This is a genomic window from Paraburkholderia bengalensis (assembly GCF_037126505.1).
Taxonomy (GTDB): Bacteria; Pseudomonadota; Gammaproteobacteria; order Burkholderiales; family Burkholderiaceae; genus Paraburkholderia; species Paraburkholderia bengalensis.
Genome location: NZ_JACFYJ010000009.1, coordinates 22,146 through 48,997, shown reverse-complemented (window position 1 = coordinate 48,997; position 26,852 = coordinate 22,146). Strand labels below are relative to the sequence as shown.

Genomic DNA, 26,852 nt, shown 5'->3' with positions numbered 1-26,852 from the left:
ATCGAACGAACGCGCGCCGCAGAGGTTGCAAGTCGCCCGAAAGCTGCGCGCACCGTTGCGGTGCGGAAAACGCCCTCGCGCGACGCATACGCTCTCGGCGCGGTGCAGCCCTCGATGCAAATTTCGAGGATACGTGCGCCTTCGTGCGCATGGAGCTTGCTTAACAGCTGTCGATAACGCACATTTCGAGGACGGCGCACGCGTGCCAGACGCGCTGCGCGCGCCGTGACGCTTGCGTGAGAGGACTGCATGACCATTGCGCAACAGGAAAGAACAGCGGTGCCGCACGGCTTCGAACTCAGCATGACTTCGGGCCTGCAGCGCTATTCGGTACAACATGGCGAACTGACGCTCACGAGCGTCTTCCAGCCGATCTTCAGCCTGTCGCACATGCGTGCCGTGGGCTACGAGGGCTTGCTTCGCGCGCACGACGCTTTTGATCGCGTCGTGTCGCCCATCGACGTGTTCGGCCACGCAGCGCGCGTCGGCGACGTGCTGCAGGTCGACCGGCTCGCGCAGTCGCTGCATCTCGAGAACTTCAAGGTGCTCGGCGCCGAGCGCGAGTGGCTGTTTCTCAACGTGCATCCGGGCGTGCTGATCGACTCGTATCATTCGGCCGCGCTGCTCGCCAATCTGAAGCGGCTGAATCTGTCGCCGCGCCGCATCGTGCTCGAGGTGCTCGAGCAGAGCGCGCAGGACATCGACCGTCTCGCCGATGCCGTGCGCCAGTTTCGCGAGCGCGGCTTTCTGATCGCGCTCGACGATTTCGGCGCGGGCCATTCGAACATCGAGCGCATCTGGCAACTGAACCCCGACATCGTGAAGCTCGATCGCATCATGCTGTCGCACGCGTCGCACCGCGCGGACGTCGCGTCGATCCTGCCGGGGCTCGTGGCGCTGCTGCACGAGGCGGGCAAGCTGGTGCTGATCGAAGGCGTGGAGACGGAGCACGAAGCGCAGATGGCGCTCGAATGCAATGTCGATTTCGTGCAGGGCTTTTATTTCGGGCGTCCGCATCCGGGGCTGGCCGACGCGCCGCATGCGGCTGAGTGCATCGGCGAGCTGACCGAGCGGTTCCAGAAGCAGACGGAAGAGCGCGAGCGGCGGAGGGCGTCGCGGATCGCGCCGTACATTCGCGCCTTCGAGCGGGCAGCCGAGCGGCTTGCGGCGGGTGAGCTGCTCGACGAAGTGTGCTGGAATTTCCTCGCGCTCGATCACGCCGCGCGCTGCTATCTGCTCGACGAAAAGGGCCGGCAGGCGGGGCGCAACGTCGTGCTGCGCGCGGACCGCGCGTCGCACGAAACGCGCTTTCTGCCGCTCTCCGACGCGCAGGGCGCGAACTGGCTGCGGCGCCCGTATTTCCGCGCCGCGATCGACGCGCCCGAGCGCGTGCATGTCACGCGGCCGTATCTGTCGATCAACGAGGCGGTGCCGTGCGTGACGCTATCCGTGGCAACGCTGATCGGCAATCGCATGTGCGTGCTGTGCGGCGATATCGACTGGTTCGAGGAGCCGCACTTCTGAGATCATGTCGGTCCTCCTCACCACTTGATCCCTGACATGAAAACAGAACGCGTGCTGCTCGAAGTCATCGCGACGACGCCCGCCGATGCGCACGCTGCCGCGCGCGGCGGCGCGGACCGTCTCGAACTCGTCACCGCGATGGGCGAGGGCGGATTGACGCCGAGCATCGGCATGATGGAAGCCGTGGCGGCGGCCGTCGATATTCCCGTGAACGTGATCGTGCGGCCGCATAGCCGCTCGTTCGTCTACGATGCCGACGACCTTGCCGTGATGCTGCGCGACGTGCGCGCGGCGAAGCGGGCGGGCGCGAATGCCGTCGTGATCGGCATGCTGACGACGTCGCGCGAAGTGGATCGCGAGAGCCTGAAGCGTGTGGTCGACGCCGCCGACGGCATGCCCATCACGTTTCATCGCGCGTTCGACGAAACCCGCGATCTGCACGAAGCGTTCGATGTCCTGCTGGGTTTCGATGCTGTCACGAACGTGCTGACGTCGGGCGGCAAGGCTTCCGTGCTCGACGCGGCGGCCCGGATCGAGGCGTTGGTGACGCGCGCGAGCCTGTCGCATTGCACGGTGCTGGCGGGCGCCGGATTGACCGTGGACCGTGTCGCGGACTTCGTGTGCGCGACGCGTGTGACCGCGGTTCACTTCGGTTCGGGCGTGCGCGTCGGCGGCAACGGTTTGGCTCCCGTCGACGAAGACCAGGTCCGACGCGTGCGGAGTCTGCTGGACGCCGTGTGAGCGTCGTCGGCGTGTGCCGTGTGCATGGATCGCTCTTTGCACGGCACACGCTTTCATCCATCACGTCATTTCGCCACGACGACGGGAATGCCCCGCAACGTACCCGCGCCCTTCGCTTCTTCCAGCGCCTGCTTGACCGCGGTGCCCGTCGCCGCGTCGATATGCAGACGCGCGGCCAGTTCGCGCTCGCTACGTTTCACTGCCGCGAGGTTCGCCAGCTTCACGTGTCCATAGCCGCGCACGCGTGCAGGCAGATCGGCGAGCCTGACGATGTCGTCGGCCGTGACGTTGTTCAGCATGGCGAACGCGCGCTGCATGGTCGTTTCGTAGTCTGCGGGCAACTCGCGCTCCATCCGCCGCTCGACGGTGCGGCCGAACGGATCGAGCATCGTGCCGCGCAGCCCGCGCCATTTCGCCATCACGCCGAACACGGGCCACATCCATTGACCGAAGGTTTTCTTCTGGGGCTTCGCGCCGTGGCGGGCGCGTGAAATGGTCGGCGGCGCGAGATTGAACTTCACGCCGAAGTCCTTGCCCGCCACGCCTTCGAATTGCGCTTCGAGCGCCGCGCGGAACGCGGGATCACTGTGCAGACGCGCGACTTCATATTCGTCTTTCACGGCGAGCAGACGATAGAAAGTGGTGGCGACCGCGCGGCTCAGGCGGCCCTCATGCGCCTTTTCGAGCTTGCGCTCCGCCCGACGCGCCGCATCGACCAGCGCGCGATAACGCTGCACGTACGCCACGCCACCGTAGGCCGACAGACGCGCCTCGCGATCCGCGATCAACGCATCGAGCGTTTCCAGCGATGCAGCGGGCTTCGCGGCATGACGCTGCGTCCACAGCGCTTCGAGTCCGACGGGATCGGCGGCCGCCATGCGTCCGATCGAAAACGCCAACTGGTTCATCTGCACGGCAACGTTGTTCAGTTCGATCGCGCGCATCATTGCGGCGAACGACACGGGCACGAGACCCAACTGCCACGCAAAGCCGAGCATCAGGATATTCGCGCCGATCGTATCGCCGAGAAAACGCGTCGCGAGGGCTTGCGCATCGCACGACGACATGCGCTCTTCGCCAGCGGCGTGGCGCATCTTGTCGAGCAGGGCATCGGCGTGCAGATTTGCGTCCGGGTTCTGCACAAACGACGCGTTCGGAATCGCATGCGTGTTCACGACGATGCGCGTGCGCCCATGCCGCACTGTCTGCAATGCATCCGCGCTCGCGCCCACGACCATGTCGCACGCGAGCAGCACGTCGGCCTGCTGCGTATCGATGCGCACCTGATTGAGCCACTCGTCGCGCGCGGCGAAACGCACGAACGACAGCACCGAGCCGCCTTTCTGAGCAAAGCCCATGAAATCGAGCACCGACGCGCTCTTGCCTTCGAGATGCGCGGCCATGCTGATCAGCGCGCCGACCGTCACGACGCCCGTGCCGCCAACGCCTGTCACGAGGATGTCGTACGGCGCGGCGTCGAGTTGCGTCGCGGGCAGCGGCAAGGCGTCGACGCGCGCAGCGAGCGCTGCCGTATCGAACGCTGCGCCCGCTGCCTTCTTCAGCTTGCCGCCTTCGATCGTCACGAAGCTCGGGCAGAAGCCGTTCACGCACGAATAGTCCTTGTTGCACGACGACTGATCGATGCGACGCTTGCGGCCAAGCGGCGTTTCAACCGGCTCGACCGACAGGCAATTGGATTGCACGCCGCAATCGCCGCAGCCTTCGCACACTTCTTCGTTGATGAAGAGGCGCTTGTCCGGGTCGGGAAACTCGCCCTTCTTGCGGCGACGGCGCTTTTCCGCCGCACACGTCTGGTCGTAGATCAGCACCGTCACGCCGTCGATGTCGCGCAGCTCGCGCTGCACCTTGTCGAGTTCGCTGCGATGGTGGAATGTCGTGCCCTTCGGAAAAAGGCCGTGATGTCCGTCGTATTTTTCAGGCTCATCGCTGACCACGACGAAGTGCGACACGCCTTCGGCTTCGACCTGTCGCGCGATTTGCGGCACGGAGATGCTGCCATCCACCGGCTGGCCGCCCGTCATCGCGACGGCGTCGTTATAGAGAATCTTGTATGTGATCGTCGCCTTGGCCGCGACCGCCTGGCGGATCGCGAGAATGCCCGAGTGGAAGTACGTGCCGTCGCCGAGATTCTGGAACACGTGGCGCGTTTTCGTGAACATCGAATGCGCGGCCCAGTCGACGCCTTCGCCGCCCATCTGGATCAGCCCTGTCGTGTCGCGCTCCATCCACGACGCCATGAAGTGACAGCCGATGCCCGCCTGCGCAATCGAGCCTTCCGGCACTTTCGTCGACGTGTTGTGCGGACAGCCCGAGCAGAAGTAGGGCGTGCGCTTCACGGCGTCGGCGGCATTGGAGAGGATTTGCGGCGCGACGAGATCGACCACGCGCTCGCGGCGGTCGAGCGCGGGCTTGTGCTTCGCCAGCCACTGCGCGAAAACGGGCAGGATGCGCGACGGCCGCAATTCGCCCAGCGACGACAGCAGCATCGAGCCATCCTGCGCGTGCTTGCCGACGATCACTGGCCGCGCGCCTGCCGTGCGGTTGTACAGATAGTCCTTGATCTGCTGCTCGATCACAGGCCCTTTCTCTTCGATCACGAGCACTTCGGAAAGGCCGGACACGAACGCATCGATACGCGTCATTTCGAGCGGAAACGACAGGCCCACCTTGTAGATGCGCACGCCCGCCTTGTCCAGATTGGCGACGGTGAGGTCGAGCCGGCGCAGCGTTTCCATCAGATCGAGATGCGCCTTGCCGCAGGTGATGATGCCGACGTTCGCGTGCGGGCTGGGCGCGATCCACTTGTCGATGCTGTTGAAGCGCGCGAAGTGGCGCACGGCGTCGAGCTTCGCGTGCAGACGCTGTTCGATCGTGAGGCTCGGCAAGTCGGGCCAGCGGTTATGCAGGCCGCCTGCGGGCGGCTCGAACCCTTCGGGCGCCGACCAGCTGGTTTGCAGCGCGTCGAGATCGACAGTCGAGCCGGATTCGACCGTTTCGGAAATCGCCTTGTAGCCGACCCACGCGCCCGAGTAGCGCGACAGCGCCCAGCCGTACAGGCCGAATTCGAGCATATCGGCGATGTTCGACGGATTCACGACGGGCATGTGCCACGCGATCATCGCAAAGTCGCTCTGATGCGGCATCGACGACGACACGCAGCCGTGATCGTCGCCCGCAACGACCAGCACGCCGCCATGCTGCGACGAGCCATACGCGTTGCCGTGCTTGAGCGCATCGCCCGCGCGGTCCACGCCGGGGCCCTTGCCGTACCACATCGCGTACACGCCATCGACGGTGCGTTCGGGGTCCGCTTCGACGCGTTGCGTGCCGAGTACGGCCGTGCCGCCGAGTTCTTCGTTGATCGCGGGGAGGAAGCGGACATCGTGCGCGTCGAGCAGCTTTTTTGCTTTCCACAACTGCTGATCGACCATGCCGAGCGGCGAGCCGCGATACCCGCTGATGAAGCCGGCCGTGTTCAGACCGCGTGCCTTGTCCAGCTCGCGTTGCATCAAGGCGAGACGCACGAGCGCCTGCGTGCCCGTCAGAAAGATGCGGCCGCGCGTAGCGGTCAGGTTGTCCGAAAGGCGGTAGTCGGCGAGTGCGGGCGTGCCGTCGATGGGTTGACGCGCGGTCATGGGGGAGTCTCCGTTTTTGGGTTCCGCAGCGGCGCCATGCATGCGAATGGCCGCCGTGGCGAAAGAGACTCCATTGTTTCGCGTCAAATGGAGAGAATTCTTGCTACTTTTTGCGGCAGATCGCGGCTTCGCGAGACGTTTCCAGGCATTCCGGCTGAAATTGAGATAGATCCACCGTCCGTTTGCAAACAGCTGATTTCGCAAAGTTTCGGATGGCTCTTTGGCCGCTCTTAGGCCGTTTGGACGAGGCGCGCCCGGCTTGCCATTGCGTTACGCTATCCCGACTGCGCTTTGCAACCACCGCAACCGGGAGACGGGCGATGAAACTGTATTACTGGCCGAAGACGCGCGCGTTCCGTGCGCTGTGGATGCTCGAAGAGATCGGCGCGCCGTACGAACTCGCGCGGGTGAACCTCCGCGCCGGCGAGCAGGACACCACCGATTTCCACCACGTCAATCCGATGTGCAAGCTGCCCGCGCTCGACGACGCCGGCGTGCAGGTCGCCGAATCGGGCGCGGTGCTGCTGTATCTGGCCGACCGTTTTCCGCAGGCCGGTCTTGGCGCACCCGTCGGTGATCCGTCGCGCGGGCGGTTCCTGCAATGGCTCTTCTTCACGCCGGGCTGTCTCGAGCCTGCGATGGCCGAAAAACTGACGGGCGCATCGGGCAATTCGTTCAGCTTCGGCTGGGGCAGTCTGGAGCGTGTGAAAGCCGCGATCGACATGGCGCTCGACGAAGGCGAGTGGCTGCTAGGCGCGCGCTTTTCGGCCGCGGATCTGCTGCTGGCGAGCACGCTGCAAATCGCGTTTATCGCGAAGTTGCTGGAACCGTCGGGGCGCATCGGCGAATACGTCGAGCGGGCCATTGCGCGCGACGCGCATGCGCGCGCAATGGCCATCGAACAACGGGAAACCGATGCGCTGAAAGTGGCGAAGTAGCGTCGGCTTCGGCTTTGGCTTCGGCTTTGGCTTTGGCTTTGGCTGCGGGCGGGAGAAGCGCGTCAGCCTGTCGGCTGTTGTTGCAGATCGGCTGGACGTAGCGGTTCGACGTCGTCGAAGTGCGTGTAGTCGATGTGGCTCACGCCGTTCTCTTCGCGGATCAGATCGACGAAGCGGTATTGCCAGCGAATGTCGTCGCTCGGCCACGAGTAGCGCGCCTGCATGGTCTGCGAGGTGTTCTCGTCGGAGCCTTCAATCGTGATCAGCAGCGAGGCGTCCTGCGCGCCAAGGCTCTCGGCCGTTTGACCGTGCAGCGGGCTTGCTTCGTCAATCACGTGCATCAGGTTCCAGCCCAGATAGAACATCGGCTGCTGGTCGCGCACCAGCTTGAGGTCGTAGATCTTGCGCAGCACGTAGCCTTCGCTCGACTGCTCAAGGCGCATCAACCGCAGCCGCGCGCGCGCTTCGACGATCACGTTCTGCCGCGCGTTGGCCGTGCGCACCATCAGCGTCGTGCGTCCGTCGATGGGGCGCACGATCGCGAAGCGCGAGAACATGATCTTCGCGCGCGGCCGCGAGAAGCGCGCGAAGATCAGACCCGTGGCCAGCGCGATGCCCGACATGCCGATGAAGATTTCGAGCGTCGCGACGAGATGCGCGTAGAACGTCTGCGGATGCATGTCGCCGTAGCCAACGGTGGCGAGCGTCTCGACGCTGAAGAAGAACGCGCCCGCGAAACCCTTGGGATTCTGGTTCGCGATCGACGCGCCGCCCAGTTCGTAGAGCGACGCGAACATCGAGTTCAGCAGCAGGAACAGGACGGCGAGCGACGTGAAGAACACGGGCCAGCTGATGGTCAGCGCGCGGTGATACAGGTCTTGCCAGACGCGCAGCGGCAAGCCGTGCACGATGACGGTATGGGAGCGCATGCGAATCTTGCGATCGGCGATGCGACTTTTGCGTGCGGGATAGTCGTTGAATTCAGGCGGGGTCGCGCTCATTCTTTTTCTGTTCTGCTGACGAGTGGGTCTCGCAGCGTGGCGGCGCAGCCGTGACGCGCAGCGCCCGCTGCGGTAGCTAGTGTAGCCCGGCCGCTACGTCAGAAGCGGCAATGCGTCGTGTCAGGCGGCCCGACCGCCTGCGCGATCACGGAAACGCGCGCGGCTTCGGCACGCCTGCGCCGTGTTCGATGTCGGCCACGGCTTGCTGGTGCGCGGTTTCGACGGCTTCGGCCGCCGTCGCAAATCCTGTGTCGCCACCCACGGTCGTCCAGTGCTGCACAGGGTGATCGCGATGCCGGATTTCGTATTCTGCGTCCCAGCGCGCGCCTTGCAGCTCGAGTGGACGCACGTGTATCGAATACACGCCGTAGAGAAAGAGCGGTTCTGCCATGATCGCCTCCGCCTGTTCGACATGAAAAGACCGTGGGCGCGGCGCGCGGCGGACGCGCCGTGCCTCGTTTGCGCAAAGAGCCCTAGAGTTCGATCTCGCCGAGAATTCTGTGGGCCAGCGCCTTGGCTTCTTCGAGCGCTTCGTCGGCTGTCGCCGAGGTGGCTTCGACTTCGTAGACGGTGTCCTCCGTCTCGTCGCCCTCGTCGCGCGAGAGCGCAACGACGCCCTGATACTGCCCGCCATCTACCGGCCGGACGGTTGCCGTCGCCGTATAGAGACCTTTGGTGTAGGTGACGTCCTCCATGATGCATCTCCTGCAAGGGGGAGATTCCATCCTAGCACGCGATTTCGACGCTCACATGTCGGCCTTCTGCACCCTTTCGGGACGTAAAAGCGGGCTCGCGCGTCGCCGCGCCGGTGGCGAAAGGGCCGGTCCGGCGCTTGCTCTGGCAACCTCTTGCGCCCGTTTATCGGAGCGTCTTTTGAGCCGGCTTCAGGACAAGGTAGCTAGCTCAATCCTGCAGCAGCGATACCACTTCATCGAGCGTCGGCGAATGCGCGCCCGAATGACGGCACGCCGCCGCGCCCGCTGCGAGCGAGAACGCAAGATGCTCGTTCCACTTGCGCTGCGGCGCCGTCATCAGGCTGAACAGCAGCCCGCCGATCGACGCGTCGCCCGCGCCCACGGTGTCCGCGACGGCCACGCGCGGCGGCCGCGCCTCGAAGGTCTGGTCGCCGTCGATCAGCGTCGCCTGCTCGGAGCCGCGCGTGACGAGCACGATCGCCTTCGGGTTCATCGCGCGAAGCTGCGTGAGGGCGGCGGCTTCGTCGTCCGTCTTGAACAGCAGGCGCAGGTCTTCGTCGGACACCTTGATCAGATCGGCCAGCGACGCCATGTGCCGCAAGGTCGGCTCGTAGCCGTGCGCCATCAGGTTGCGGTAGTTCGGATCGAAGCTGATCTTCACGCCGCGCGCGCGCAGTTCGGCGGCGAGTCTGGCGAGCGTCGCGCCAAGCGGCTGGCGCACGAGGCTGATGCAGCCGAAGTGCGCCCATTTCACATGCGACATCCAGCCTTCGGGCAGCTTCGACGGATCGAACGCGAGGTCCGCGCTGTTGTCGCCCATGAAGAAGTACGCAGGCGGATGCGTCTGATGCACGACGGCCAGCAGCGGCGCACGCTCGACGCGCTGCATGAAGCGCATGTCGAGACCGGCGGCGACGCTCGCGTTCCACAGATCGTCGGAGAAATTGTCGACACCGAGTGATCCGGCGCAGGCCGTCGGCAGACCGAGCCGCGCGACGGCGCGCGCGACGTTCCAGCCTGCGCCGCCCGGCACGGACAGCCAGCTGGCCGGGCCCGTGCGCACGAGATCGGTGAGGATGTCGCCGGCGGAAACGAAGTCAGGATACTCAGCGGGAAATTCGGGACTCGCGTTCATTTTGCTCACCCTACCAGGTTATGCGGACGCGCCCGAAGGCTGCAACGCATGGTGCAGCACTTCGTAGCAGGCGCCCATCGTGTGATAGTCGGTCTTGCCGGCCGGGCTCTTTTCGTCGCTGTACTTGCGGTTGTCGCACGTCAGGATGCGATACCACGCGCCGTAGCGATGATCGACGAAATGCGTCCAGCTGTAACGCCAGATCTCGTCGTACCAGTCCCAGAAGCGTTCGTTGCCGGTGCGCTTGCCGAGCAGCGCCGCGGTAGCGAACGTCTCGGCCTGCACCCAGAAGTATTTGTCGTGATCGCAAACCGTGCGGTCCGGGCCGAAGCCGTAGTAAAGGCCGCCGTGATCGTTGTCCCACGCGTGGGTCATCGCGGCGTCGAACAGTTCGAGGGCGCGCGGCAGCAGCCACGGCAGCGGACGATGCCGCTCGAGAATCAGCAGCAGCTTTGCCCATTCCGTCTGATGGCCGGGCTGGAAACCCCACGGGCGGAAGATGTTCGAGCTGTCTTCCTCGTTGTAGTGCCAGTCCACCGACCAGTCCGCGTGAAAGTGCTCCCACACGAGTCCTTGCGACAGCTTCGCCTGACGCAGCGTGATGTTGGTCGCGACGCGTTCGGCACGGTCCAGATACACGAGGTGGCCCGTCGCTTCGTACGCGGCGAGCAGCGCTTCGGTAGTGTGCATGTTCGCGTTCTGGCCGCGATACGAACTCACGCGCCAGTCGGCCGTGGCTTCGTCGGCGTAGAGACCGGCGGCCGGGTCCCAGAAGCGGTGCTCCATCAGTTCGAACGTCGCGGCGATCATCGGCTTCGCTTCTTCGATGCCCGCCATCGCGGCGTGCGCGTAGGCGAGCAGCACGAACGCGAGGCCGTAGCAGTGGCGCGTCGCGTCGAGCGTGCGCCGGTGGCCGTCGCGCCAGTCGATTTCCCAGTCGTAGCCCTGATGATGCGCGTCCCAGTGGCCGTCGCGCAGGAACTTCAGGCCGTGCTGCGCGTATTCCAGATGCTGCGGATCGCCGAACTGGCGGTACGCCATCGCGTAGTTGAAGACGTAGCGGCAACTGCTGACGAGGTGGCGCGCGGTGCGGTTGTAGATCGAGCCGTCGTCGCGGAAAAAGTGAAAGAAGCCGCCGCTCGGATCGAGCACGTTGGGCGCGTAGAAGCGCAACGTGTCCTCGATGTGCGACAGCAGAAACGCGCCGTCGCGGAAACTCTCGACGGGCGGGGCCTCGTGGGTGGCGGTGTTGTTCGAAAGAGTCGTGTCGGGTTGTTTCATGGCGTATTCACCGAGGTGCTGGCACGGACAACGAGTTGGACCGGAATGCGGATGTCGAGTGCGGGCGGCGCGTCTTCGAGCAGCAGTTCGACGCCGCGGCGGCCGAGCGCTTCCTTGTCGACGGCGATCGTCGTGAGCGGCGGGCGCGCATGCGCGGCGGCGGGAATGTCGTCGAAGCCGACGATCGCGATGTCGTCCGGCACGCGCACGCCGCGCGCGAGACACACGCGCAGCGCGGCGAGCGCGGCGAGGTCGTTGTAGGCGAAGACGGCGTCGGGGCGCGGGCCGGGACGGTCGAGCAGTTGCTCCATTGCGAGCGCGGCGCCGGAATCGGGGTCGAGGCCCGCGTCGATCGTCAGTTCCAGCGACGGATCGAACAGCAGCCCGGCATCGAAGAACGCGCGCCGGTAGCCCAGCGCGCGCTGCGCGATGCTGTAATGCGCAAGCGACCCGCCGATGAACGCGATGCGCTTGCGGCCCTGCGCGAACAGATGCTGCATCGCGAGCGCGGCGCCCGCCTGGTTGTCGAGATTCACCGAGCGCAGGTTCGGCGCCCACAGGTCGATCAGCACCAGCGGGCGCTGCATCGCGGCGAGCGTCGTCAGCGTTTCCGGCTCGACGAAGCCGGCCACGGCGATCGCGTCGGGCGCGTGCAGGCGCATCTGCTGGACCACGTCTTCCGTGGGGCCGGCCGTCAGCACGGACGGAACGATGCCGCGCTCGCGGCACGCGTCTTCGACACCGTGCAGCACGTGCGAGAAGAACGGGCTCACGGCGAAGTTGTTGTGATGACGATGGAGCAGGAACGTGAGCCGGCGGATGCGTGGACGCAGCTGCGCGGAATCGTAGCCGAGCCGGCGAGCAGTTTCGACGACGCGCTCGCGCGTCGATTCCGACAGCCCTGGCTGGTTTTTCAGCGCGCGCGAGACAGTGCCGATCGACACGCTGGCCGCGCGGGCGACGTCGCGGATGGTAGTGGCCATCAGGAAAAACGGCGGCAAGCGGGTGCGCCGCGGCGGAGTTCAGGTTCGGGTGATTGTATAGTAAAACGGCTCGCCGACATCCCGATCTGACTGCATCCGGTACGCGTAGATACCCGTATATAGGCGCAGGCAACGGACCGCGTGTGTTTAGTAAAATTCACTAAACGTTCCGCTCGATGCATGAATCGAAACGATCGAGCTGCTGTCTCGCCGACGGCGCGTGCGCGGCGCAGCACGCCGCGCGGGCGGCGCGCGGCGGACGGGAATCCGCGGAGGGAAAACGTGCAATCCAGCAGGGCGACCGCGCGTCGTGACAGGGACGCGTCGCGGCGGCGCGTTTCGCTGCCGCCGATGATTGGCTCAGTCGATCAGGGCGGCGGACGTGCGGCCCTGCAGCAAGGCCTGGCTTTCTTCGAACTCGACTAGCACGAGGCCGAAAGGCTCGCTCTTCGCGCGACGCTTCGCAAGCGCGGCCACCGACGCGATGTCCTCGCTGCTGTACATCGCGTCGCCGGTTTGCGGCAGGACGTGCACGCAGCCGATCGCCATCGTCACGAAACCGAAAAACGTCGGGTTGCCGCGCCGGTCCTCGCCGTGGATGCCGCCCGCGAGCCGATCGCCCGGCGCGTAGAAACGTTGCGCGCCGTCGTTGAACAGCTGGATGGCGCGTTGTGCGCGCTCGTGCCAGTCGTCGCTCTGGAACAGGATCAGGAAGTCGTCGCCGCCGACGTGCCCGAGAAAATCGCGCGTCGGATCGCACACTTGCGCGAGCACGTGCGCGGCGAACTTCAGCACTTCGTCACCTTGCCAATAGCCGTACTGGTCGTTGAACGGCTTGAAGTGGTTCAGGTCGACGTAGCACGCGCAGAAGCCGGCGTCGTGGCCGAGCAGCCGCGTGATGTGCGAGCTGATGGGAATGTTGCCGGGCAGGAAGGTGAGGGGATTGGCATAGCGGGCCGCCTCGATGCGCACCTCCGTCACCGCGCGCACGAGGCTTTCGCCCGTGCCCAGACCGACGTACTTGCCCTCGTCGGTGATGACGAAGCCGTCCGCGAGATAGCGCTGGTCGTCGCTGGCGAGCAGCTTGGCCATGTCTTCGACCGTCATCGACTTTTCGATCACGACGGGCGACGCGTTCGCGAACAGCATGCACGGCCGCTTGCCGAACAGCTCGCGGTGATACGGCAGGGCGTAGCGGTCCATGAATGCGCGCCGGTTGATCAGCGCGATGGGCACGTCGTGCTCGACGACGGCCACGGCATGCAGGTTCGGCAGTCGGTTGAAGAGTTCGAGCACGTCGTTGTTAGTGGCCTCGCGCGGCAGCGCGGGCGCGTGCACGACCATCTTCGCCGACGCCATGCCGCCAGACGGCGACGCGCTCACCGTGCGCGTGGCTTCCGGGAATACGGCGATGTGGCCGGCGCGCAGCGCCTCGCGGGCAGCGTCGGGGACGGCGCGCGGCGGCTGCGCGAGCGGCTTGCCGAAGAAATAGCCCTGTCCGCACGTGATGCCCATGTCGCGCACGACGATCAGGTCCGCCTCGTTCTCGATGCCCTCGGCCACGAGCCGCGCGCCGCTCGCCGCCGCGAAGTGCTGCATCGCCTTGACGGCTTCGAACTTGAGCGGATCACTGGCGATGTCGTGAATGAAGAAGCGGTCGAGCTTCACCATGTCCGGTTTCAGCCGCACCCACAGGTTCATGCTGGCGTTGGCTGTGCCGTAATCGTCGAGCGCGAACTGGGCGCCCGCCGTGCGCAGCACGGAGATCGCGGGCAAGAAGCTGGCGACGTCGGGAATCGCGCTCTGCTCGGTCAGCTCGATCACGATGCGCTCCGCATCGACGCCCAGGTCGCGCAGCATGACGAACGTGCCGTCGCGGTCGTCGGCGAGCTGGCGGATCCCGCCTGCACTGAAATTCAGGAACAGCTTGCCTTCGCACGCAAGCTGCGCGAACGCCTCGATGCACGTGCACGCGGCCGCGCGCTCCAGCGCGATCACGCTGCCTTCGGCAGCGGCTTGCGCGAACAGCGCATACGGCGTCTCCAGCGCGGTACCGGCCGGACCGCGGATCAGCCCTTCGTAGCCGAGAATCGCGCCCGCTTCGAAATCGACGATCGGCTGAAAGACGGCGGACAGCTTACGTTGCGCAATCAGATCGACGATGCGCAGCGCAGGAGCGGGGAGCGGCGAGCGTTGGGACATGAGGCACGGCGGGAGCATTGGACCGTCGGCTTATCGGCAGCAAGGCGCTGAAATTAAATGAATTTTTAATGACGACTGGCACCGTTGCGGTGCGTGCTGCGCGCTTTTTGACTATCTGGGATGGGAGCGGGCTATGCGTTTGTCCTATGCCGTCGAGCCGAGGCGACGGCGAGCGGATTCAGGGCTGAAATAGCAAAAAGCCGCCCAGAGGCGGCTCTCACGACAAGCACTCAGGGAGAGCGCTCATGAATCTGGTTTCATTCGAAGCAAGCCTAACGGCGCGACACAGCCGCCGTCGTACCTTTTTGCGCGGCGCGCTTTTCGGCGCTGACGTCGCGGGCGCCCCAGCGCTGCGCGAGCGCAGCGCACACCATCAGCTGGATCTGATGGAAGAGCATCAGCGGCAGCACGACGGCGCCCACGGCGTGCGTGGCGAAAATCACCTTGGCCATCGGCACGCCTGCGGCGAGGCTCTTCTTCGAGCCGCAGAAAATAATCGTGATCTGATCGGCTCGGCTAAAGCCGAGGCGCCGGCTGACAAACATGGTCACGACAAGCGCGAGCGCCAGCAGCACCACGCATACCACCAGCAGACCGCCCAGCGCGGCAAGCGGAATCTGATGCCACAGTCCTTCGTTGAGGGCCTCGCTGAACGCCGCGTAGACCACCAGCAGGATCGAGCCCTGATCGACGAACTTCAGCACGGCGCGGTTGCGCTCGATCCACCCGCCGATCATCGGCCGCAGCAATTGCCCGGCCACGAACGGCACCAGCAGTTGCAGCACGATGTTCCAGACGGTGTGCCACGGCGAGGCGCCGCTCGCGGCCTGGTTCGAGACGACCAGGCTGACGAGCGCCGGCGTGATGAAGATGCCGAGCAGGCTGGACGCGGACGCGCTGCAAACGGCGGCGGGTACGTTGCCCTTGGCGATCGACGTGAACGCAATCGACGACTGAACCGTCGACGGCAGCGTGCAGAGGAACAGGATGCCGGCGTAGAGCGCAGGCGTCACGAGGGGCGAAAGAAGCGGTTTGAGTACGAGCCCGAGCACCGGAAAGAGCGCGAAGGTGCTTAACAGGACAACGAGATGCAGGCGCCAGTGCGTCGCGCCTGCGATGATCGCCTCGCGGGACAGCTTGGCGCCGTGCAGGAAAAACAGCAGCCCCACCGCGATGTCCGTGACCCAGTTGAATGCCATCGCCGCCTGGCCGCGAACGGGGAGCAGGCTCGCCAGAACCACCGTGCTGATCAGGCAAAGCGTGAAGTTGTCGGGAAGGAGCTTGGGACGGGCCATCTTACGATCTCGATGCGGGGAGGCGGTAATGATGCGAATAGGCGCGCAGCGAGCGCCATGCCTACAGCTTGCTATTGTCGACGCAAAGCGATTGAAAAAGCAAATTCATTTGCCGAATTGATTAATTACTTTGACGCATGAAAGCGCGGTGTGGCAATGGTTGCGTTCGCATCGGCATGGGCGGCGCACCGCCACGTCATCGGCACACGCAATGCTCAGACGAAAACTTCGCAATGCAGCATTTTTCGCGCCTTCTGATCAGACGAAATCAGTTGTTCGAAGCACTTTGGCGCAGCGTTTTTTCCCCTCGATCCGCAAGGCACCTGTGGCGAAAAAACGTCGCAGTAACAATGCGTTACAAGAGTGCCGACGACCTAACATATTTTGGCTCGACACCCCTGTGGGGTGCCCATAAATTACTGTTCGAAGGCCGTTGGGGTATTGCGCGAAGGTATCGCGCGACGCAGGTTTCCAGATTCGCGTTTGCCCCGGAATCAGCCCAGCCGTAGCTCGAACGGCGGGCTCTCAGGCAGGTCGTCGGGCAGGTGAAACATGGTGCATGTAGGGCTGTCGAGGATCAAATGGTGGATGACGGGCGCGCTGATCGTGGCCCTGACCTCGCTCGCCTATGCGAAGCCGGCCTTCGTCGGTCATGAAGGACATGGCTTGTTCAGCGGCGGTTCGGTTTTCCACGGCTCGCCGCATGGTTCGTCGTGGGGATCGTCGGTGGGTTCGTCTTTTGGCGGCCCGGTCCACGGCAATCCGGTGCCTCGGGCAAGCCTTTCGCGCAGGGCGCCGAGCGGCATGGCGGCGGCGAACCGCGCGGGCAAATTTGCGCGCAATGACGCACCCCAACGCGCGCGCGCCAACCCGGCAGAGCGCGCGGGCCCGAACGACGCATTCGCGGGACGCGTCTACGGCGCCAACGCCTCGGGCTACAGCGCGCAGCGCATGGCGCTCCCCGCCGACGTCTATCGCAATCGTCCGGCAGCACAATACGTCGGCACGCAATACGCCGGCGCCATCACGCCCATCAGCACCGACACGCGCAACGTGCCGCGCCCGCCCGCCAATGCGCAATCGGCGCATGTCGGTTCGATCCGCGACGACGTCGCGCGATACAACGAAGAGCGCGGTGCATCCCGTCAGATTCCGCGTCCGCCTGGCGATTCGCCGCGCGTCCCTTCCGTTTCGCCGTATCGCAACTGATCCCTGGTTCTGTTCTGAACCACGTCTGATCCCACTCTGACTTTTGACCCGCCTCATGCAGAGGCGCCTGGTCCATTTCTTTTCCGTCTCCTTCGGCTTTCCGTGTCCGGCCGCTCGATGACAGCGATGTGACGTACGCACGCCACACTTTATTGAAATCGCTCGTCAGCGATCGGCCTTTTGTCATCAAATCCCGTCTTCGTTGGCGCAGTGCGTCAAAACATCTGCGATGCGAGCCGCATCGCGGGCGATGACGGCCAGTGCGCTTGCTGCAAAGCGTGAACGCGGTTTTGCGGCGCTGCGAAAACAAGATGCGCGGGCAACGAGTAACCGGCTGAAAGTCCAACAAACTATTCAGTCCCATATACCCGCAATAACGACAGATATTTTTGTCCGCAAAAATGGTCCGCAAAGATTTGTCCAGCCCAGATTGGCTCGACGTTTCAGACGGATAACAAACACGGACCGGCGAGCGCCCCGCCGCACAGCCACACCTTTTTGACAAAGACAGGAGAACCCATGAATACAACCGTCAGCCGTGCGCTGAGAACCACCCTGAAGGCGAGCGTCATCGGCGCGGCGCTGGCTCTTGCTTCGGCATCGTCGTTCGCGCAATCGAGCGTGCAACTGTATGGTCAGGTCGACGAATGGGTCGGCGTGACCAAGTTCCCGGGCAGCCAGTCCGCGTGGAACGTGTCGGGCGGCGGCATGTCGACGTCGTACTGGGGCATCAAGGGTGCGGAGGATCTCGGCAACGGCTACAAGGCGATCTTCACCCTCGAAGACTTTTTCCGCGCGCAGAACGGCAAGTTTGGCCGCTTCGACGGCGACACGTTCTTCGGCCGCAACGCCTACGTGGGTATCGAATCGCCGTACGGCACGTTCACAGCGGGCCGTCTGACGACGCAACTGTTTGTGTCGACGATCCTCTTCAATCCGTTCATCGACTCGTACGTGTTCTCGCCGGCCGTGTATCACGTGTTCCTCGGCCTCGGCACGTTCCCGACCTATACGACGGACATGGGCGTCGTCGGCGATTCGGGCTGGAACAACGCGGTGCAATACTCGACGCCCGATTTCAGCGGCCTGTCGGGCAGCGCGATGTATGCACTCGGCAATTCCGCCGATCACAACGGCTCCAAGAAGTACAGCGCGCAGTTCCTGTACTTCCACGGACCGTTCGCGGCCACGGGCGTGTTCCAGTACGTCAACTTCAACAACTCGCCGACCGACCTCGGCTCGCTGGTTGCCGGCCTGAAGAGCCAGTCGGTGGGGCAGCTGGGCGTGTCGTACGACCTGAAGTTCGTCAAGTTCTACGGCCAGTACATGTACACGAAGAACGATCAGGATGTCGGCAGCTGGCACGTGAACACGGCGCAAGGCGGCGCATCGGTGCCGCTCGGCACGGGCACGGTGATGGCGTCGTACGCGTACTCGCGCGATGCGGGCGGCCTCGACCAGATGCACCAGTCGGCCGCCATCGGCTACGACTATCCGCTGTCCAAGCGCACGGACGTGTATGCGGCGTATCTCTACGACAAGTACACGAGCCAGTCGTCGGGTTATACGGCGGGCGTCGGCCTGCGCGCGAAGTTCTGATCGCGGCAGCGCGGTCCCACGGCATCCCCTTCGCAAAGCCCCGCCTTTCGGACGAAAGGCGGGGCTTTTTTCTTTCCGAAGCCCGCCCGGCTCGCGCATTGTCGACGGTGCCTTGATAAAGTCGCGGAATTCAGCCTGATTCATTCCTGTTCCGAGCGACTGCCATGGATACCCTCGTCAGCATGAAAGTGTTTCGCCACGTCGTCGAAGTCGGCAGCTTTGTCGGCGCGGCCGAGAAGATGGACATGTCGGCGGCGATGGCGAGCAAGCATGTGATGCATCTGGAGCAGCAGCTCGGCGCGCGGCTCCTGAACCGCACGACGCGCCGCGTCGCACCGACGGAAGCGGGCCGCGAGTATTACGAGCGTCTGAGCCAGGTGCTGACCGAGCTGGACGAGGCCGAGCAGGCAGTCGGCGCGGCGAGCGTCGTGCCGCAAGGCCGGCTGCGCGTGTCGTCGCTGTCGGCGTTCGGGCTGCGCCACGTGATGAGCGCCGTCGCCGATTACGCCACCGGGCATCCGCAGGTCACCGTCGATATCACGCTGTCGGACCGCGTCGTCGAACTGATCGACGAGGGCTTCGATGTCGCCATTCGCGCGTCGCCGCTGGGGCTCAAGTCGTCGTCGCTGATCGCGCGGCAGGTGGCGACGGCGCATCTCGTGCTGTGCGCGTCGCCGGAATATATCGAGCGGCACGGCGCGCCGAAGCGGGCCGCCGATCTCACGCGCCACAACTTCATCCAGTACGCGGGCGTGTCGGCGCTGGAACTGGTGGCGGGCGCGAATGCCGAGCTTGCGCGCGTGAAGCTGTCGGGCAATCTCGTCGTCAATCATCTGGAGGCGCAGCGCGTGGTCGTGCTGCAGGGCGCGGCGCTCGCGCTGCTCGGCACGGAAGTGATCGGCGACGATCTGGCGGCCGGTCGCCTCGTGCCACTGCTCGTCGACGAACTGCCGCCGCGCGAGCTGCCGATCCACGTCGTCTATGCGAGCCGCCGGCATCTGTCGGCGAAGGTGCGTTCGTTCGTCGATTTCATCGCCGGGCGCTTTGCGAGCGAGACGCTCTGGCCGACGCTCGAACAGATCCGGGAACTTGCAGTGCGATGAGTTTTCCGCCGCGCGGCTGGGCGCGGCGTGGTGCGGATGCTCAGACTCCGCGCAATGCGCGCCCGGCAGCCCGATTTCGCTTTCCGCTGAACGCCGCACGGTCGATCGGGTCGTATCGCTATACTGGTTTGAGCACCCGCGAAGTCGCGACGAACGAACTTGACGATTCGATCCGGGGGAGACATGACCGATCTTTCCACGCCCCAGCCCGTCGGCGGCGACGTGCCCGCGTCCCAGCGTTCCGGGCAGCCGCCGGGCGCCGCGCAGCCGCCGGCGCGCCTGCGCTTCGTCACTGCCGCCGCGCTGTTCGACGGCCACGACGCGTCGATCAACATCATGCGGCGCATTCTGCAGGCGAGCGGCGTCGAAGTGATCCACCTCGGGCACAACCGCTCGGTCGAGGAAGTCGCGACAGCAGCGCTGCACGAAGACGCGGACGGCGTCGCCGTCTCGAGCTATCAGGGCGGGCATGTCGAGTACTTCCGCTATCTGGTCGATCTGCTGCGCGAGCGCGGCGGTGAACGGATCAAGGTGTTCGGCGGCGGCGGCGGCGTGATCGTCCCCGACGAGATCTCGGAGCTGCAACGCTATGGCGTCGAGCGCATTTACTCCCCGCACGACGGCCAGCGGCTCGGGCTGCAAGGCATGATCGACGACATGATCGCGCGTTGCCGGAACGCCGCGCATGCCGGCGAGCCGACGGTGCAACTCGCTCGCGCGCTCAAGCGCACGCCCGGCGGACTCGATGGCGCGGAGCGCATCGCCGCGTTTCGCCAACTCGCGCAACTGATCAGCGCGCTTGAAACCGGCGCGCTCGATCCGGGCATGCGCGCGGAACTCGCGGCGCGCGCCGGGCAGGCAAAAGTGCCTGTGCTGGGCATCACGGGCACGGGCGGCGCGGGCAAGTCGTCGCTGACCGACGAACTGATCCGGCGTTTCCGTCTCGACCATGGCGATACGTTGAACATCGCCGTGCTCGCGATCGATCCGTCGCGCCGCAAGACGGGCGGCGCGCTGCTCGGCGATCGCATCCGCATGAATGCAATTGGCGACTGGGGCAACGGCGCGCGGGTTTTCATGCGTTCGATGGCGACGCGCGGAGCGTCGAGCGAAATCTCCGACGCGCTGCCCGACGCGATCGACGCGTGCAAGCTCGCGGGCTTCGATCTGATCGTCGTCGAGACATCGGGCATCGGGCAGGGCGATGCCGCGATCGTGCCGCACGCGGACAAATCGCTGTACGTGATGACGCCCGAGTTCGGCGCCGCGAGCCAGCTCGAAAAGATCGACATGCTCGACTTCGCGGATTTCGTCGCGATCAACAAGTTCGATCGCAAGGGCGCTGCCGACGCCTTGCGCGACGTCGCCAAACAGGTTCAGCGTAACCATCAGAAGTTCGCCGCGCCCGTCGACCAGATGCCTGTCTTTGGTACGATTGCGTCCCGTTTCAACGACGATGGCGTGACCGCCGTGTACCAACACGTCGCAAGCGCGTTGCGCGAGTTTGGCTTACGCGATAGCGACAGCCGTCTGCCGAAACTGGAGCAACTGCGTCATTCCACCGGCCGCAACGCGATCGTGCCGCCCGCGCGCGTGCGCTATCTGTCGGATGTCGCGCTGACGGTGCGCGGGTATCGCGAGCGCGTCGAGGCGCAGTCGCAACTCGTGCGCGAGCGCTGGCATCTCGACGAAGCGCGCCGCATGCTGAACGAGTCCGGCACGGACGCGCAACACGACGGTGCGTTGGGCGCGCTGATCGACGCGCGCGCGTCGCAAATCGGCGAGCGTGAGAAGGCGTTGCTCGACGCATGGCCGCAAACCGTCGCCGCCTATTCCGGCGACGAACAGGTCGTGAAGATTCGCGGCAGGGAAATCCACACGGCGCTTACCGTCGAAACGCTGTCCGGCTCGAAAATCCGCAAGGTCGCGCTGCCGAAGTTCAAGGACCCCGGCGAAACGCTGCGCTGGCTGATGCTCGACAATCTCCCCGGCTACTTTCCGTTCACGGCGGGCGTGTTTCCGTTTCGCCGCGAGAACGAAGACCCGACGCGCATGTTCGCAGGCGAGGGTGATCCGTTTCGCACCAACCGGCGTTTCAAGCTGCTGTCGGAAGGCATGCCCGCCAAGCGGCTGTCGACGGCGTTCGATTCCGTCACGCTGTATGGCGAGGAGCCGCACGAGCGGCCCGACATTTACGGTAAGGTCGGCAACTCGGGCGTGTCGGTGGCGACGCTCGACGACATGAAAACGCTCTATGACGGCTTCGATCTATGCGCGCCGGAAACCTCGGTGTCGATGACGATCAACGGCCCGGCGCCGACCATTCTCGCGATGTTCTTCAACGTGGCGATCGATCAGCAGATCGCGCGTGCGCGCGCAAAGGCGCAGCAGGAAGGCCGCGAGCCGTCGCCGCAAGAACTCGACGCCGCGCGCCGCTTCGCGCTCGAAAACGTGCGCGGCACCGTGCAGGCCGACATCCTGAAAGAGGACCAGGGCCAGAATACCTGCATCTTCTCGACGGAATTCAGCCTGAAGGTGATGGGCGACATTCAGGCGTACTTCGTCGAGCACGGCGTGCGCAATTTCTATTCGGTATCGATTTCCGGCTATCACATCGCCGAGGCCGGCGCGAATCCAATCTCGCAGCTTGCGTACACGCTCGCGAACGGCTTCACGTACGTCGAGGCGTATCTGGCGCGCGGCATGGCGATCGACGATTTCGCGCCCAACCTGTCGTTCTTTTTCTCGAACGGCATGGACCCGGAGTACACGGTGCTCGGCCGCGTCGCGCGGCGCATCTGGGCCGTCGCGATGCGCGACCGATACGGCGCGAACGAGCGCAGCCAGAAGCTGAAGTACCACGTGCAGACGTCGGGCCGCAGCCTGCACGCGCAGGAAATCGACTTCAACGACATCCGCACGACGTTGCAGGCGCTGATCGCGATTTACGACAACTGCAACTCGCTGCACACGAATGCGTTCGACGAAGCGATCACCACGCCGACGGAAGACTCCGTGCGCCGCGCGGTGGCGATCCAGCTGATCATCAATCGCGAGTGGGGACTGGCGAAGAACCAGAACCCGAATCAGGGCAGCTTCATCATCGACGAGCTGACGGATCTCGTCGAAGCCGCCGTGCTCGCCGAGTTCGACCGGCTCACCGAGCGCGGCGGCGTGCTCGGCGCAATGGAAACGGGCTATCAGCGCGGGCGGATTCAGGACGAGTCGATGCTGTACGAGCATCGCAAGCACGACGGCTCATATCCCATCGTTGGTGTGAACACGTTCCTTGGCGCGCATGCACACAACGCCCCGCCGCCGATTGCCCTCGCGCGCTCGACGGAAGAAGAGAAACAGGGGCAGTTGATGCGGCTGCGAGCGTTCCAGTCACGCTATCAAAGCGATGCGCCCGCGATGCTCGAACGTCTGAAACAGGCCGTGATCGACGATGAAAACGTGTTCGCCGTGCTGATGGACGCGGTGCGCGTATGTTCGCTCGGACAGATCACGCACGCGCTGTTCGAAGTGGGCGGGCAGTATCGGCGGAGCATGTGACGCCGACGCCGTGAAGCAAAAGGGCCGCGAGTGTCAAACTCGCGGCCCTTCGTCCTTTCGCCAGAGCGAATCAGCGCCCGATACGAATCAGCGCCCGATACCCAGGCGCGTTTTCGCCGCCTGATATTCGTCCTTCAGGCGCGCGACCAGCTCGGCGACGCTCGGTACGTCATGCATCAGCCCCACGCCCTGGCCTGCGCCCCAGATGTCTTTCCATGCCTTCGCCTTGTCGCTGGCAAAGCTCATCTTGGTCTTGTCCGACTCGGGCAGCGCATCGGGATCGAGGCCCGCGTTCACGATGCTTTCGCGGATGTAGTTGCCGTGCACGCCCGTGAACAGGTTCGTGTAGACGATGTCGGCGGCGTTCGCGTTGATGATCGCCTGTTTGTAGCCTTCGACGGCGTGCGCTTCTTTCGTCGCGATGAAGCGCGTGCCCATGTACGCGAGGTCGGCGCCCATCGCCTGCGCGGCGAGAATCGAGCCGCCGTTTGCAATCGAGCCGGACAGCACGATCGGGCCGTCGAACATGCGCCGCACTTCGCCGACCAGCGCGAACGGCGAGGTCGTGCCCGCGTGGCCGCCCGCGCCCGCTGCAACGAGAATCAGGCCGTCGACGCCCGCCTCCAGCGCTTTTTGCGCGTGACGCAGATTGATCACGTCGTGCAGCACGATGCCGCCATAGCTATGCACGGCATCGACGATCTCCCGCGCGGGTGCGCGCAGGCTGGTGATGAAAATCGGTACCTTGTGCTCGACGCACACGCGCACGTCGTGCTCGAGCCGCGCATTCGACTGATGGACGATCTGGTTGACGGCGATCGGTCCGATCAAGGCATCTGGGTTCGCGGCCTTGTGCTCGGCAAGCGACGCCTGGATTTGCATCAGCCATTCGTCGAGCAGTTCGGCGGGGCGCGCGTTAAGTGCCGGAAACGACCCGACGATGCCCGCCTTGCACTGGGCAAGCACGAGTTCCGGGTAGCTGACGATGAACATCGGCGAAGCGACGACGGGCAGAGCAAGGTTTTGCAGAACGGCGGGCAAGGCCATGATGCGGGTCTCCTGTGTCGGCCGAAGTCAGCGTTTGCTCCGGCCCTGTGCAAAGTAGTTCGAGTTGACACGCCGACACAACGGCATGCGCGGCGAAATCGGCGAAACGGCTACGAAAGCGGCGCCGAAACGGTCATGAGGCGGCGATCCACCCATTCAGCGCAGCGTATCGGACGCCGCCTGGCGCGCAACCCTCAGACCAATTTTGAGAACGATCGTTCGATTATAGGCGAGTCTTCGCTCGATTGCGCGCATGCGGGCGTTCGAAGGAGTGTTCAGGTTCTACGAAAGCGTGGCTTATCCCACTCGCATCGACATGTCGGGCTTCTACAATGCCCAGACCCACAACGACAACGAGATCCGATATGCCCTTCACGGAGTTCACACCGTTTCGCGTCGCGGCCGGCGACGTCGAAATCTACGGCGTCAAGGGCGGAGCAGGGCCGCCTTTGCTGCTGTTGCACGGTCATCCGCAGAGCCATTTGATCTGGCATCGATGCGTGTCGGAACTCGCCCAGCATTTCACCGTGATCGCCACCGACTTGCGCGGCTACGGCGCGTCGGCCAAACCGCCGAGCGACGCCGCGCACACACCGTATTCAAAATGCGCGATGGCCGCCGATCAGATTGCTGTGATGCGTCACTTCGGCTACGAGCGCTTTCTCGTCTGCGCGCACGACCGCGGCGCGCGCGTCGCGCACCGGATGGCGCTCGATTTTCCCGACGCCGTCGAACGCCTGATGCTGCTCGACATCGCGCCGACGCTCGCGATGTACGAGGCCACCGACCGCACGTTCGCGACGCTCTATTTCCACTGGTTCTTCCTGATCCAGCCGGAGCCGTTGCCGGAGACGCTCATCGAAGGCAATCCCGACGTCTACGTGGACCGCGTGATGGGCAGCCGTCACGCCGGCCTCGCGCCGTTCGCGCCCGATGTGCTCGCCGAATACCGCAAGGCGCTGCGTCAGCCGGGCGCCGTGCATGCGATGTGCGAGGACTATCGCGCGTCGACCACGATCGATCTCGAACACGATCGCGCCGATATCGAACGTGGCCGCAAGATTGCCTGTCCGCTGCGCGTGCTGTGGGGCGCGCAAGGCGTGATCGAGCAATGCTTTGAGCCGATCGCCGAATGGCGCAAGGTCGCGCGCGACGTCAGCGGACGCCCGCTGCCGTGCGGCCATTACATCCCCGAGGAAGCGCCCGGCGAACTCGTCGTGGAGATGCTGTCTTTTTTCGAAGCCATGGAGCGTTGAGGATCGAGCATCGAGGTAAAGGGCGTTGCCGCGCCCTCGCTCAGGCGAGCGGCGGCAAGCGCCGCGGCACGGGCGTCGACTTGACGATCGCAGTGCTCGTTTCCGCACGCTCGGTCACTTTCGACAAAATCACGTCGAGCTGCCCGATCGAGCGCAGATACAGACGGCAGATGAAGCAATCGTCGCCCGTCACCTTGTCGCATTCGACGAACTCCGGAATGCGGCGGATCACTTCCTCCACCAGATGCAGCTGTCCGGGCAGCGGCTTGACACGCACGATCGCCTGCAGCGTGTAGCCGAGCGCGCGCGGATCGAGTTGCACGGTGAAGCGCTCGATCACGCCCTGTGTGTCGAGCCGGCGCAAGCGGTCTGCGGTGGCGGGCGCCGACAGGCCGACGTTGCGTGCCAGTTCGCTGACGGGCTGACGGGCATCGTCGGCGAGCGCGGCGAGCAGCAGGCGGTCGGTGTCGTCGAGCACCGCCGGTGTGGGCGCGTGTTTCGACGCGGGAGTAAGGCGTTTCGTCATGTTGACCTTCACTTATTAGGACGATGACATCGATCACCTTATTTTAGAGATGCCATCCGTTCAACGGATTAATTAAACTGCTCTCCCGATGGGTTGTGTTCTGGAGAGACAGGGATGGCAGCAAACAACGAGTTGCGGCGCGGCGCGTTCGAGATGACGCTTGCAATGCTGATGTCGGGATCGATTGGCTGGCTGGTCGTTTCGTCGCAGCAATCGGCGCTGAACGTCGCATTTTTCCGGTGTCTGTTCGGGGGCGCGACGTTACTGGCGATCTGCGCCGTGCTCGGCGTGATCAGGCGCGAGCTGTTCTCGTGGAAGATGGTCGGGCTCGCGGCACTCGGCAGCGCGGCCATCGTCGCGAATTGGGTGCTGCTGTTTGCCGCCTACTCGCGCGCGTCGATTTCGATGGCGACGACCGTCTACAGCACGCAGCCGTTCATGCTCGTCGCGCTCGGCGCGCTGGTGTTCCGCGAGCGCGTGACGCCCTCGACGCTCGCGTGGCTCGCGATTGCGTTCATCGGCCTGGTGTTCGTCGTGAAGGTCGAGCCCGCCGTGCTCGCGGTGCCGGGACAATATCTGGAAGGCGTCGCTTATGCGGTGAGCGCGGCGTTCCTGTATGCGCTGTCGTCGATCATCACAAAGCACTTGAAGAACACGCCGCCGCACCTTATCGCGCTGATCACGGTGGCGACGGGCGTGGTCGCGCTCGCGCCGTTCGTCCAGTACGACGCGCTGCCGTCGACAGCGACGCACTGGCTTCAGCTCGTCGCGCTCGGCGTGGTCAACACGGGGATCATGTATGTGCTGCTGTACGGCGCGATCCAGAAACTGCCGACGGCAATGACGGGCGCGCTGTCATTCATCTATCCCGTGGTGGCAATCGTGGTGGACCGGGTGGCGTTCGGACAGAAGCTCGCGTGGATTCAGGTGTTCGGGGCGGTGCTGATCCTGCTCGCGGCGGCGGGCGTGAATCTCGGATGGCGCATTGTGCCGGCGCGCCGTTTGTCGATATAACGGTAGTTCATACCGATAGTACGGATTCCGAATAAGGCGCGGCGTCGGACCTCGGCCCGGGCGTTAAGATTCTGTAGGGAAATCACCGATGC

The 26,852-nt window shown here is 64.7% G+C and carries 20 protein-coding genes; 9 read left to right on the top strand and 11 right to left on the bottom strand.

What is annotated here, in order from left to right:
• Positions 1-249 precede the first annotated feature (249 nt).
• Together H3V53_RS08295 and H3V53_RS08290 are read left to right on the top strand one after the other, a co-directional pair.
• Positions 250-1,524: an EAL domain-containing protein gene (locus H3V53_RS08295; protein ID WP_054917751.1), complete on the top strand. Its 1,275-nt coding sequence runs from the start codon at positions 250-252 to the stop codon at positions 1,522-1,524.
• A gap of 36 nt (positions 1,525-1,560) precedes the next feature.
• Positions 1,561-2,265: a copper homeostasis protein CutC gene (locus tag H3V53_RS08290; protein WP_336597551.1), complete on the top strand. Its 705-nt coding sequence runs from the start codon at positions 1,561-1,563 to the stop codon at positions 2,263-2,265.
• A 65-nt stretch (positions 2,266-2,330) separates the two neighbouring features.
• Here H3V53_RS08290 and H3V53_RS08285 read toward each other — a convergent pair whose 3' ends face one another.
• Complete coding sequence (locus H3V53_RS08285) at positions 2,331-5,921, bottom strand: indolepyruvate ferredoxin oxidoreductase family protein (protein ID WP_336597550.1); 3,591 nt, start codon at positions 5,919-5,921, stop codon at positions 2,331-2,333.
• 320 nt (positions 5,922-6,241) lie between these two features.
• On the opposite strand from H3V53_RS08285, the gene H3V53_RS08280 reads away from it, so the two are divergent.
• Positions 6,242-6,859: a glutathione S-transferase family protein gene (locus H3V53_RS08280; protein WP_336597549.1), complete on the top strand. Its 618-nt coding sequence runs from the start codon at positions 6,242-6,244 to the stop codon at positions 6,857-6,859.
• 62 nt (positions 6,860-6,921) lie between these two features.
• Here the strand turns inward: H3V53_RS08280 and H3V53_RS08275 are convergent, their stop codons facing one another.
• The 8 genes from H3V53_RS08275 to H3V53_RS08240 form a co-directional block, all read right to left on the bottom strand.
• Entirely contained in the window at positions 6,922-7,860 is a 939-nt protein-coding gene (locus H3V53_RS08275) for an ion channel (protein WP_336597548.1), read from the bottom strand.
• Positions 7,861-8,005: 145 nt separating this feature from the next.
• Positions 8,006-8,251 (bottom strand): hypothetical protein, encoded by a 246-nt coding sequence (locus H3V53_RS08270; RefSeq protein WP_054917745.1) that lies wholly within the window; start codon positions 8,249-8,251, stop codon positions 8,006-8,008.
• An 82-nt stretch (positions 8,252-8,333) separates the two neighbouring features.
• Complete coding sequence (locus H3V53_RS08265) at positions 8,334-8,555, bottom strand: hypothetical protein (RefSeq protein WP_336597547.1); 222 nt, start codon at positions 8,553-8,555, stop codon at positions 8,334-8,336.
• 208 nt (positions 8,556-8,763) lie between these two features.
• Complete coding sequence (locus H3V53_RS08260; RefSeq protein ID WP_336597546.1) at positions 8,764-9,690, bottom strand: carbohydrate kinase family protein; 927 nt, start codon at positions 9,688-9,690, stop codon at positions 8,764-8,766.
• 18 nt (positions 9,691-9,708) lie between these two features.
• Positions 9,709-10,971 carry an AGE family epimerase/isomerase gene (locus H3V53_RS08255; RefSeq protein WP_336597545.1) on the bottom strand — a complete coding sequence of 421 codons (1,263 nt, stop codon included), beginning with the start codon at positions 10,969-10,971 and terminating at the stop codon, positions 9,709-9,711.
• Positions 10,968-11,954: a substrate-binding domain-containing protein gene (locus H3V53_RS08250; RefSeq protein ID WP_054917731.1), complete on the bottom strand. Its 987-nt coding sequence runs from the start codon at positions 11,952-11,954 to the stop codon at positions 10,968-10,970. Before H3V53_RS08250 ends, H3V53_RS08255 begins: the two co-directional genes overlap by 4 nt.
• Positions 11,955-12,314: 360 nt before the next feature.
• Entirely contained in the window at positions 12,315-14,156 is a 1,842-nt protein-coding gene (locus tag H3V53_RS08245) for a phosphodiesterase (protein WP_336597544.1), read from the bottom strand.
• 272 nt (positions 14,157-14,428) lie between these two features.
• The gene (locus H3V53_RS08240; RefSeq protein ID WP_336597543.1) at positions 14,429-15,451 is read right to left on the bottom strand and encodes a bile acid:sodium symporter family protein; all 1,023 of its coding nucleotides are present in this window, start codon (positions 15,449-15,451) and stop codon (positions 14,429-14,431) included.
• 552 nt (positions 15,452-16,003) lie between these two features.
• Here H3V53_RS08240 and H3V53_RS08235 point away from each other — a divergent pair.
• The 4 genes from H3V53_RS08235 (at position 16,004) to icmF (ending at position 22,917) form a co-directional block, all read left to right on the top strand.
• The gene (locus H3V53_RS08235; RefSeq protein ID WP_336597542.1) at positions 16,004-16,660 is read left to right on the top strand and encodes a hypothetical protein; all 657 of its coding nucleotides are present in this window, start codon (positions 16,004-16,006) and stop codon (positions 16,658-16,660) included.
• A gap of 519 nt (positions 16,661-17,179) precedes the next feature.
• Positions 17,180-18,259, top strand: a complete 1,080-nt coding sequence (locus tag H3V53_RS08230) for a porin (protein WP_336597541.1) — start codon at positions 17,180-17,182, stop codon at positions 18,257-18,259.
• Between the two features lie 164 nt (positions 18,260-18,423).
• Positions 18,424-19,362, top strand: a complete 939-nt coding sequence (locus tag H3V53_RS08225) for a LysR substrate-binding domain-containing protein (RefSeq protein WP_054917724.1) — start codon at positions 18,424-18,426, stop codon at positions 19,360-19,362.
• Positions 19,363-19,545: 183 nt separating this feature from the next.
• The gene (icmF, locus tag H3V53_RS08220; RefSeq protein ID WP_336597540.1) at positions 19,546-22,917 is read left to right on the top strand and encodes a fused isobutyryl-CoA mutase/GTPase IcmF; all 3,372 of its coding nucleotides are present in this window, start codon (positions 19,546-19,548) and stop codon (positions 22,915-22,917) included.
• 87 nt (positions 22,918-23,004) lie between these two features.
• On the opposite strand, the gene H3V53_RS08215 is transcribed toward icmF, so the two are convergent.
• Positions 23,005-23,964, bottom strand: a complete 960-nt coding sequence (locus H3V53_RS08215; RefSeq protein ID WP_336597539.1) for an NAD(P)H-dependent flavin oxidoreductase — start codon at positions 23,962-23,964, stop codon at positions 23,005-23,007.
• Between the two features lie 365 nt (positions 23,965-24,329).
• On the opposite strand from H3V53_RS08215, the gene H3V53_RS08210 reads away from it, so the two are divergent.
• The gene (locus H3V53_RS08210) at positions 24,330-25,220 is read left to right on the top strand and encodes an alpha/beta fold hydrolase (protein WP_336597538.1); all 891 of its coding nucleotides are present in this window, start codon (positions 24,330-24,332) and stop codon (positions 25,218-25,220) included.
• Positions 25,221-25,260: 40 nt separating this feature from the next.
• On the opposite strand, the gene H3V53_RS08205 is transcribed toward H3V53_RS08210, so the two are convergent.
• Positions 25,261-25,746 (bottom strand): Lrp/AsnC family transcriptional regulator, encoded by a 486-nt coding sequence (locus H3V53_RS08205; protein ID WP_336597537.1) that lies wholly within the window; start codon positions 25,744-25,746, stop codon positions 25,261-25,263.
• 114 nt (positions 25,747-25,860) lie between these two features.
• Here H3V53_RS08205 and H3V53_RS08200 point away from each other — a divergent pair, with 114 nt between their 5' ends.
• Complete coding sequence (locus H3V53_RS08200; protein ID WP_336597536.1) at positions 25,861-26,760, top strand: DMT family transporter; 900 nt, start codon at positions 25,861-25,863, stop codon at positions 26,758-26,760.
• The last annotated feature ends 92 nt before the right edge of the window (positions 26,761-26,852 follow it).

Bases quoted from the DNA above. Each gene is read 5' to 3' on its own strand.
- H3V53_RS08205 (WP_336597537.1), bottom strand. From the start codon at position 25,746: ATGACGAAACGCCTTACTCCCGCGTCGAAACACGCGCCCACACCGGCG.
- H3V53_RS08290 (WP_336597551.1), top strand. From the start codon at position 1,561: ATGAAAACAGAACGCGTGCTGCTCGAAGTCATCGCGACGACGCCCGCC.
- H3V53_RS08280 (WP_336597549.1), top strand. From the start codon at position 6,242: ATGAAACTGTATTACTGGCCGAAGACGCGCGCGTTCCGTGCGCTGTGG.
- H3V53_RS08250 (WP_054917731.1), bottom strand. From the start codon at position 11,954: ATGGCCACTACCATCCGCGACGTCGCCCGCGCGGCCAGCGTGTCGATC.
- H3V53_RS08245 (WP_336597544.1), bottom strand. From the start codon at position 14,156: ATGTCCCAACGCTCGCCGCTCCCCGCTCCTGCGCTGCGCATCGTCGAT.
- H3V53_RS08200 (WP_336597536.1), top strand. From the start codon at position 25,861: ATGGCAGCAAACAACGAGTTGCGGCGCGGCGCGTTCGAGATGACGCTT.
- H3V53_RS08295 (WP_054917751.1), top strand. From the start codon at position 250: ATGACCATTGCGCAACAGGAAAGAACAGCGGTGCCGCACGGCTTCGAA.
- H3V53_RS08260 (WP_336597546.1), bottom strand. From the start codon at position 9,690: ATGAACGCGAGTCCCGAATTTCCCGCTGAGTATCCTGACTTCGTTTCC.
- H3V53_RS08215 (WP_336597539.1), bottom strand. From the start codon at position 23,964: ATGGCCTTGCCCGCCGTTCTGCAAAACCTTGCTCTGCCCGTCGTCGCT.
- H3V53_RS08235 (WP_336597542.1), top strand. From the start codon at position 16,004: ATGGTGCATGTAGGGCTGTCGAGGATCAAATGGTGGATGACGGGCGCG.
- H3V53_RS08210 (WP_336597538.1), top strand. From the start codon at position 24,330: ATGCCCTTCACGGAGTTCACACCGTTTCGCGTCGCGGCCGGCGACGTC.
- H3V53_RS08270 (WP_054917745.1), bottom strand. From the start codon at position 8,251: ATGGCAGAACCGCTCTTTCTCTACGGCGTGTATTCGATACACGTGCGT.
- H3V53_RS08285 (WP_336597550.1), bottom strand. From the start codon at position 5,921: ATGACCGCGCGTCAACCCATCGACGGCACGCCCGCACTCGCCGACTAC.
- H3V53_RS08240 (WP_336597543.1), bottom strand. From the start codon at position 15,451: ATGGCCCGTCCCAAGCTCCTTCCCGACAACTTCACGCTTTGCCTGATC.
- H3V53_RS08265 (WP_336597547.1), bottom strand. From the start codon at position 8,555: ATGGAGGACGTCACCTACACCAAAGGTCTCTATACGGCGACGGCAACC.
- H3V53_RS08230 (WP_336597541.1), top strand. From the start codon at position 17,180: ATGAATACAACCGTCAGCCGTGCGCTGAGAACCACCCTGAAGGCGAGC.
- H3V53_RS08255 (WP_336597545.1), bottom strand. From the start codon at position 10,971: ATGAAACAACCCGACACGACTCTTTCGAACAACACCGCCACCCACGAG.
- H3V53_RS08275 (WP_336597548.1), bottom strand. From the start codon at position 7,860: ATGAGCGCGACCCCGCCTGAATTCAACGACTATCCCGCACGCAAAAGT.
- H3V53_RS08225 (WP_054917724.1), top strand. From the start codon at position 18,424: ATGGATACCCTCGTCAGCATGAAAGTGTTTCGCCACGTCGTCGAAGTC.
- icmF (WP_336597540.1), top strand. From the start codon at position 19,546: ATGACCGATCTTTCCACGCCCCAGCCCGTCGGCGGCGACGTGCCCGCG.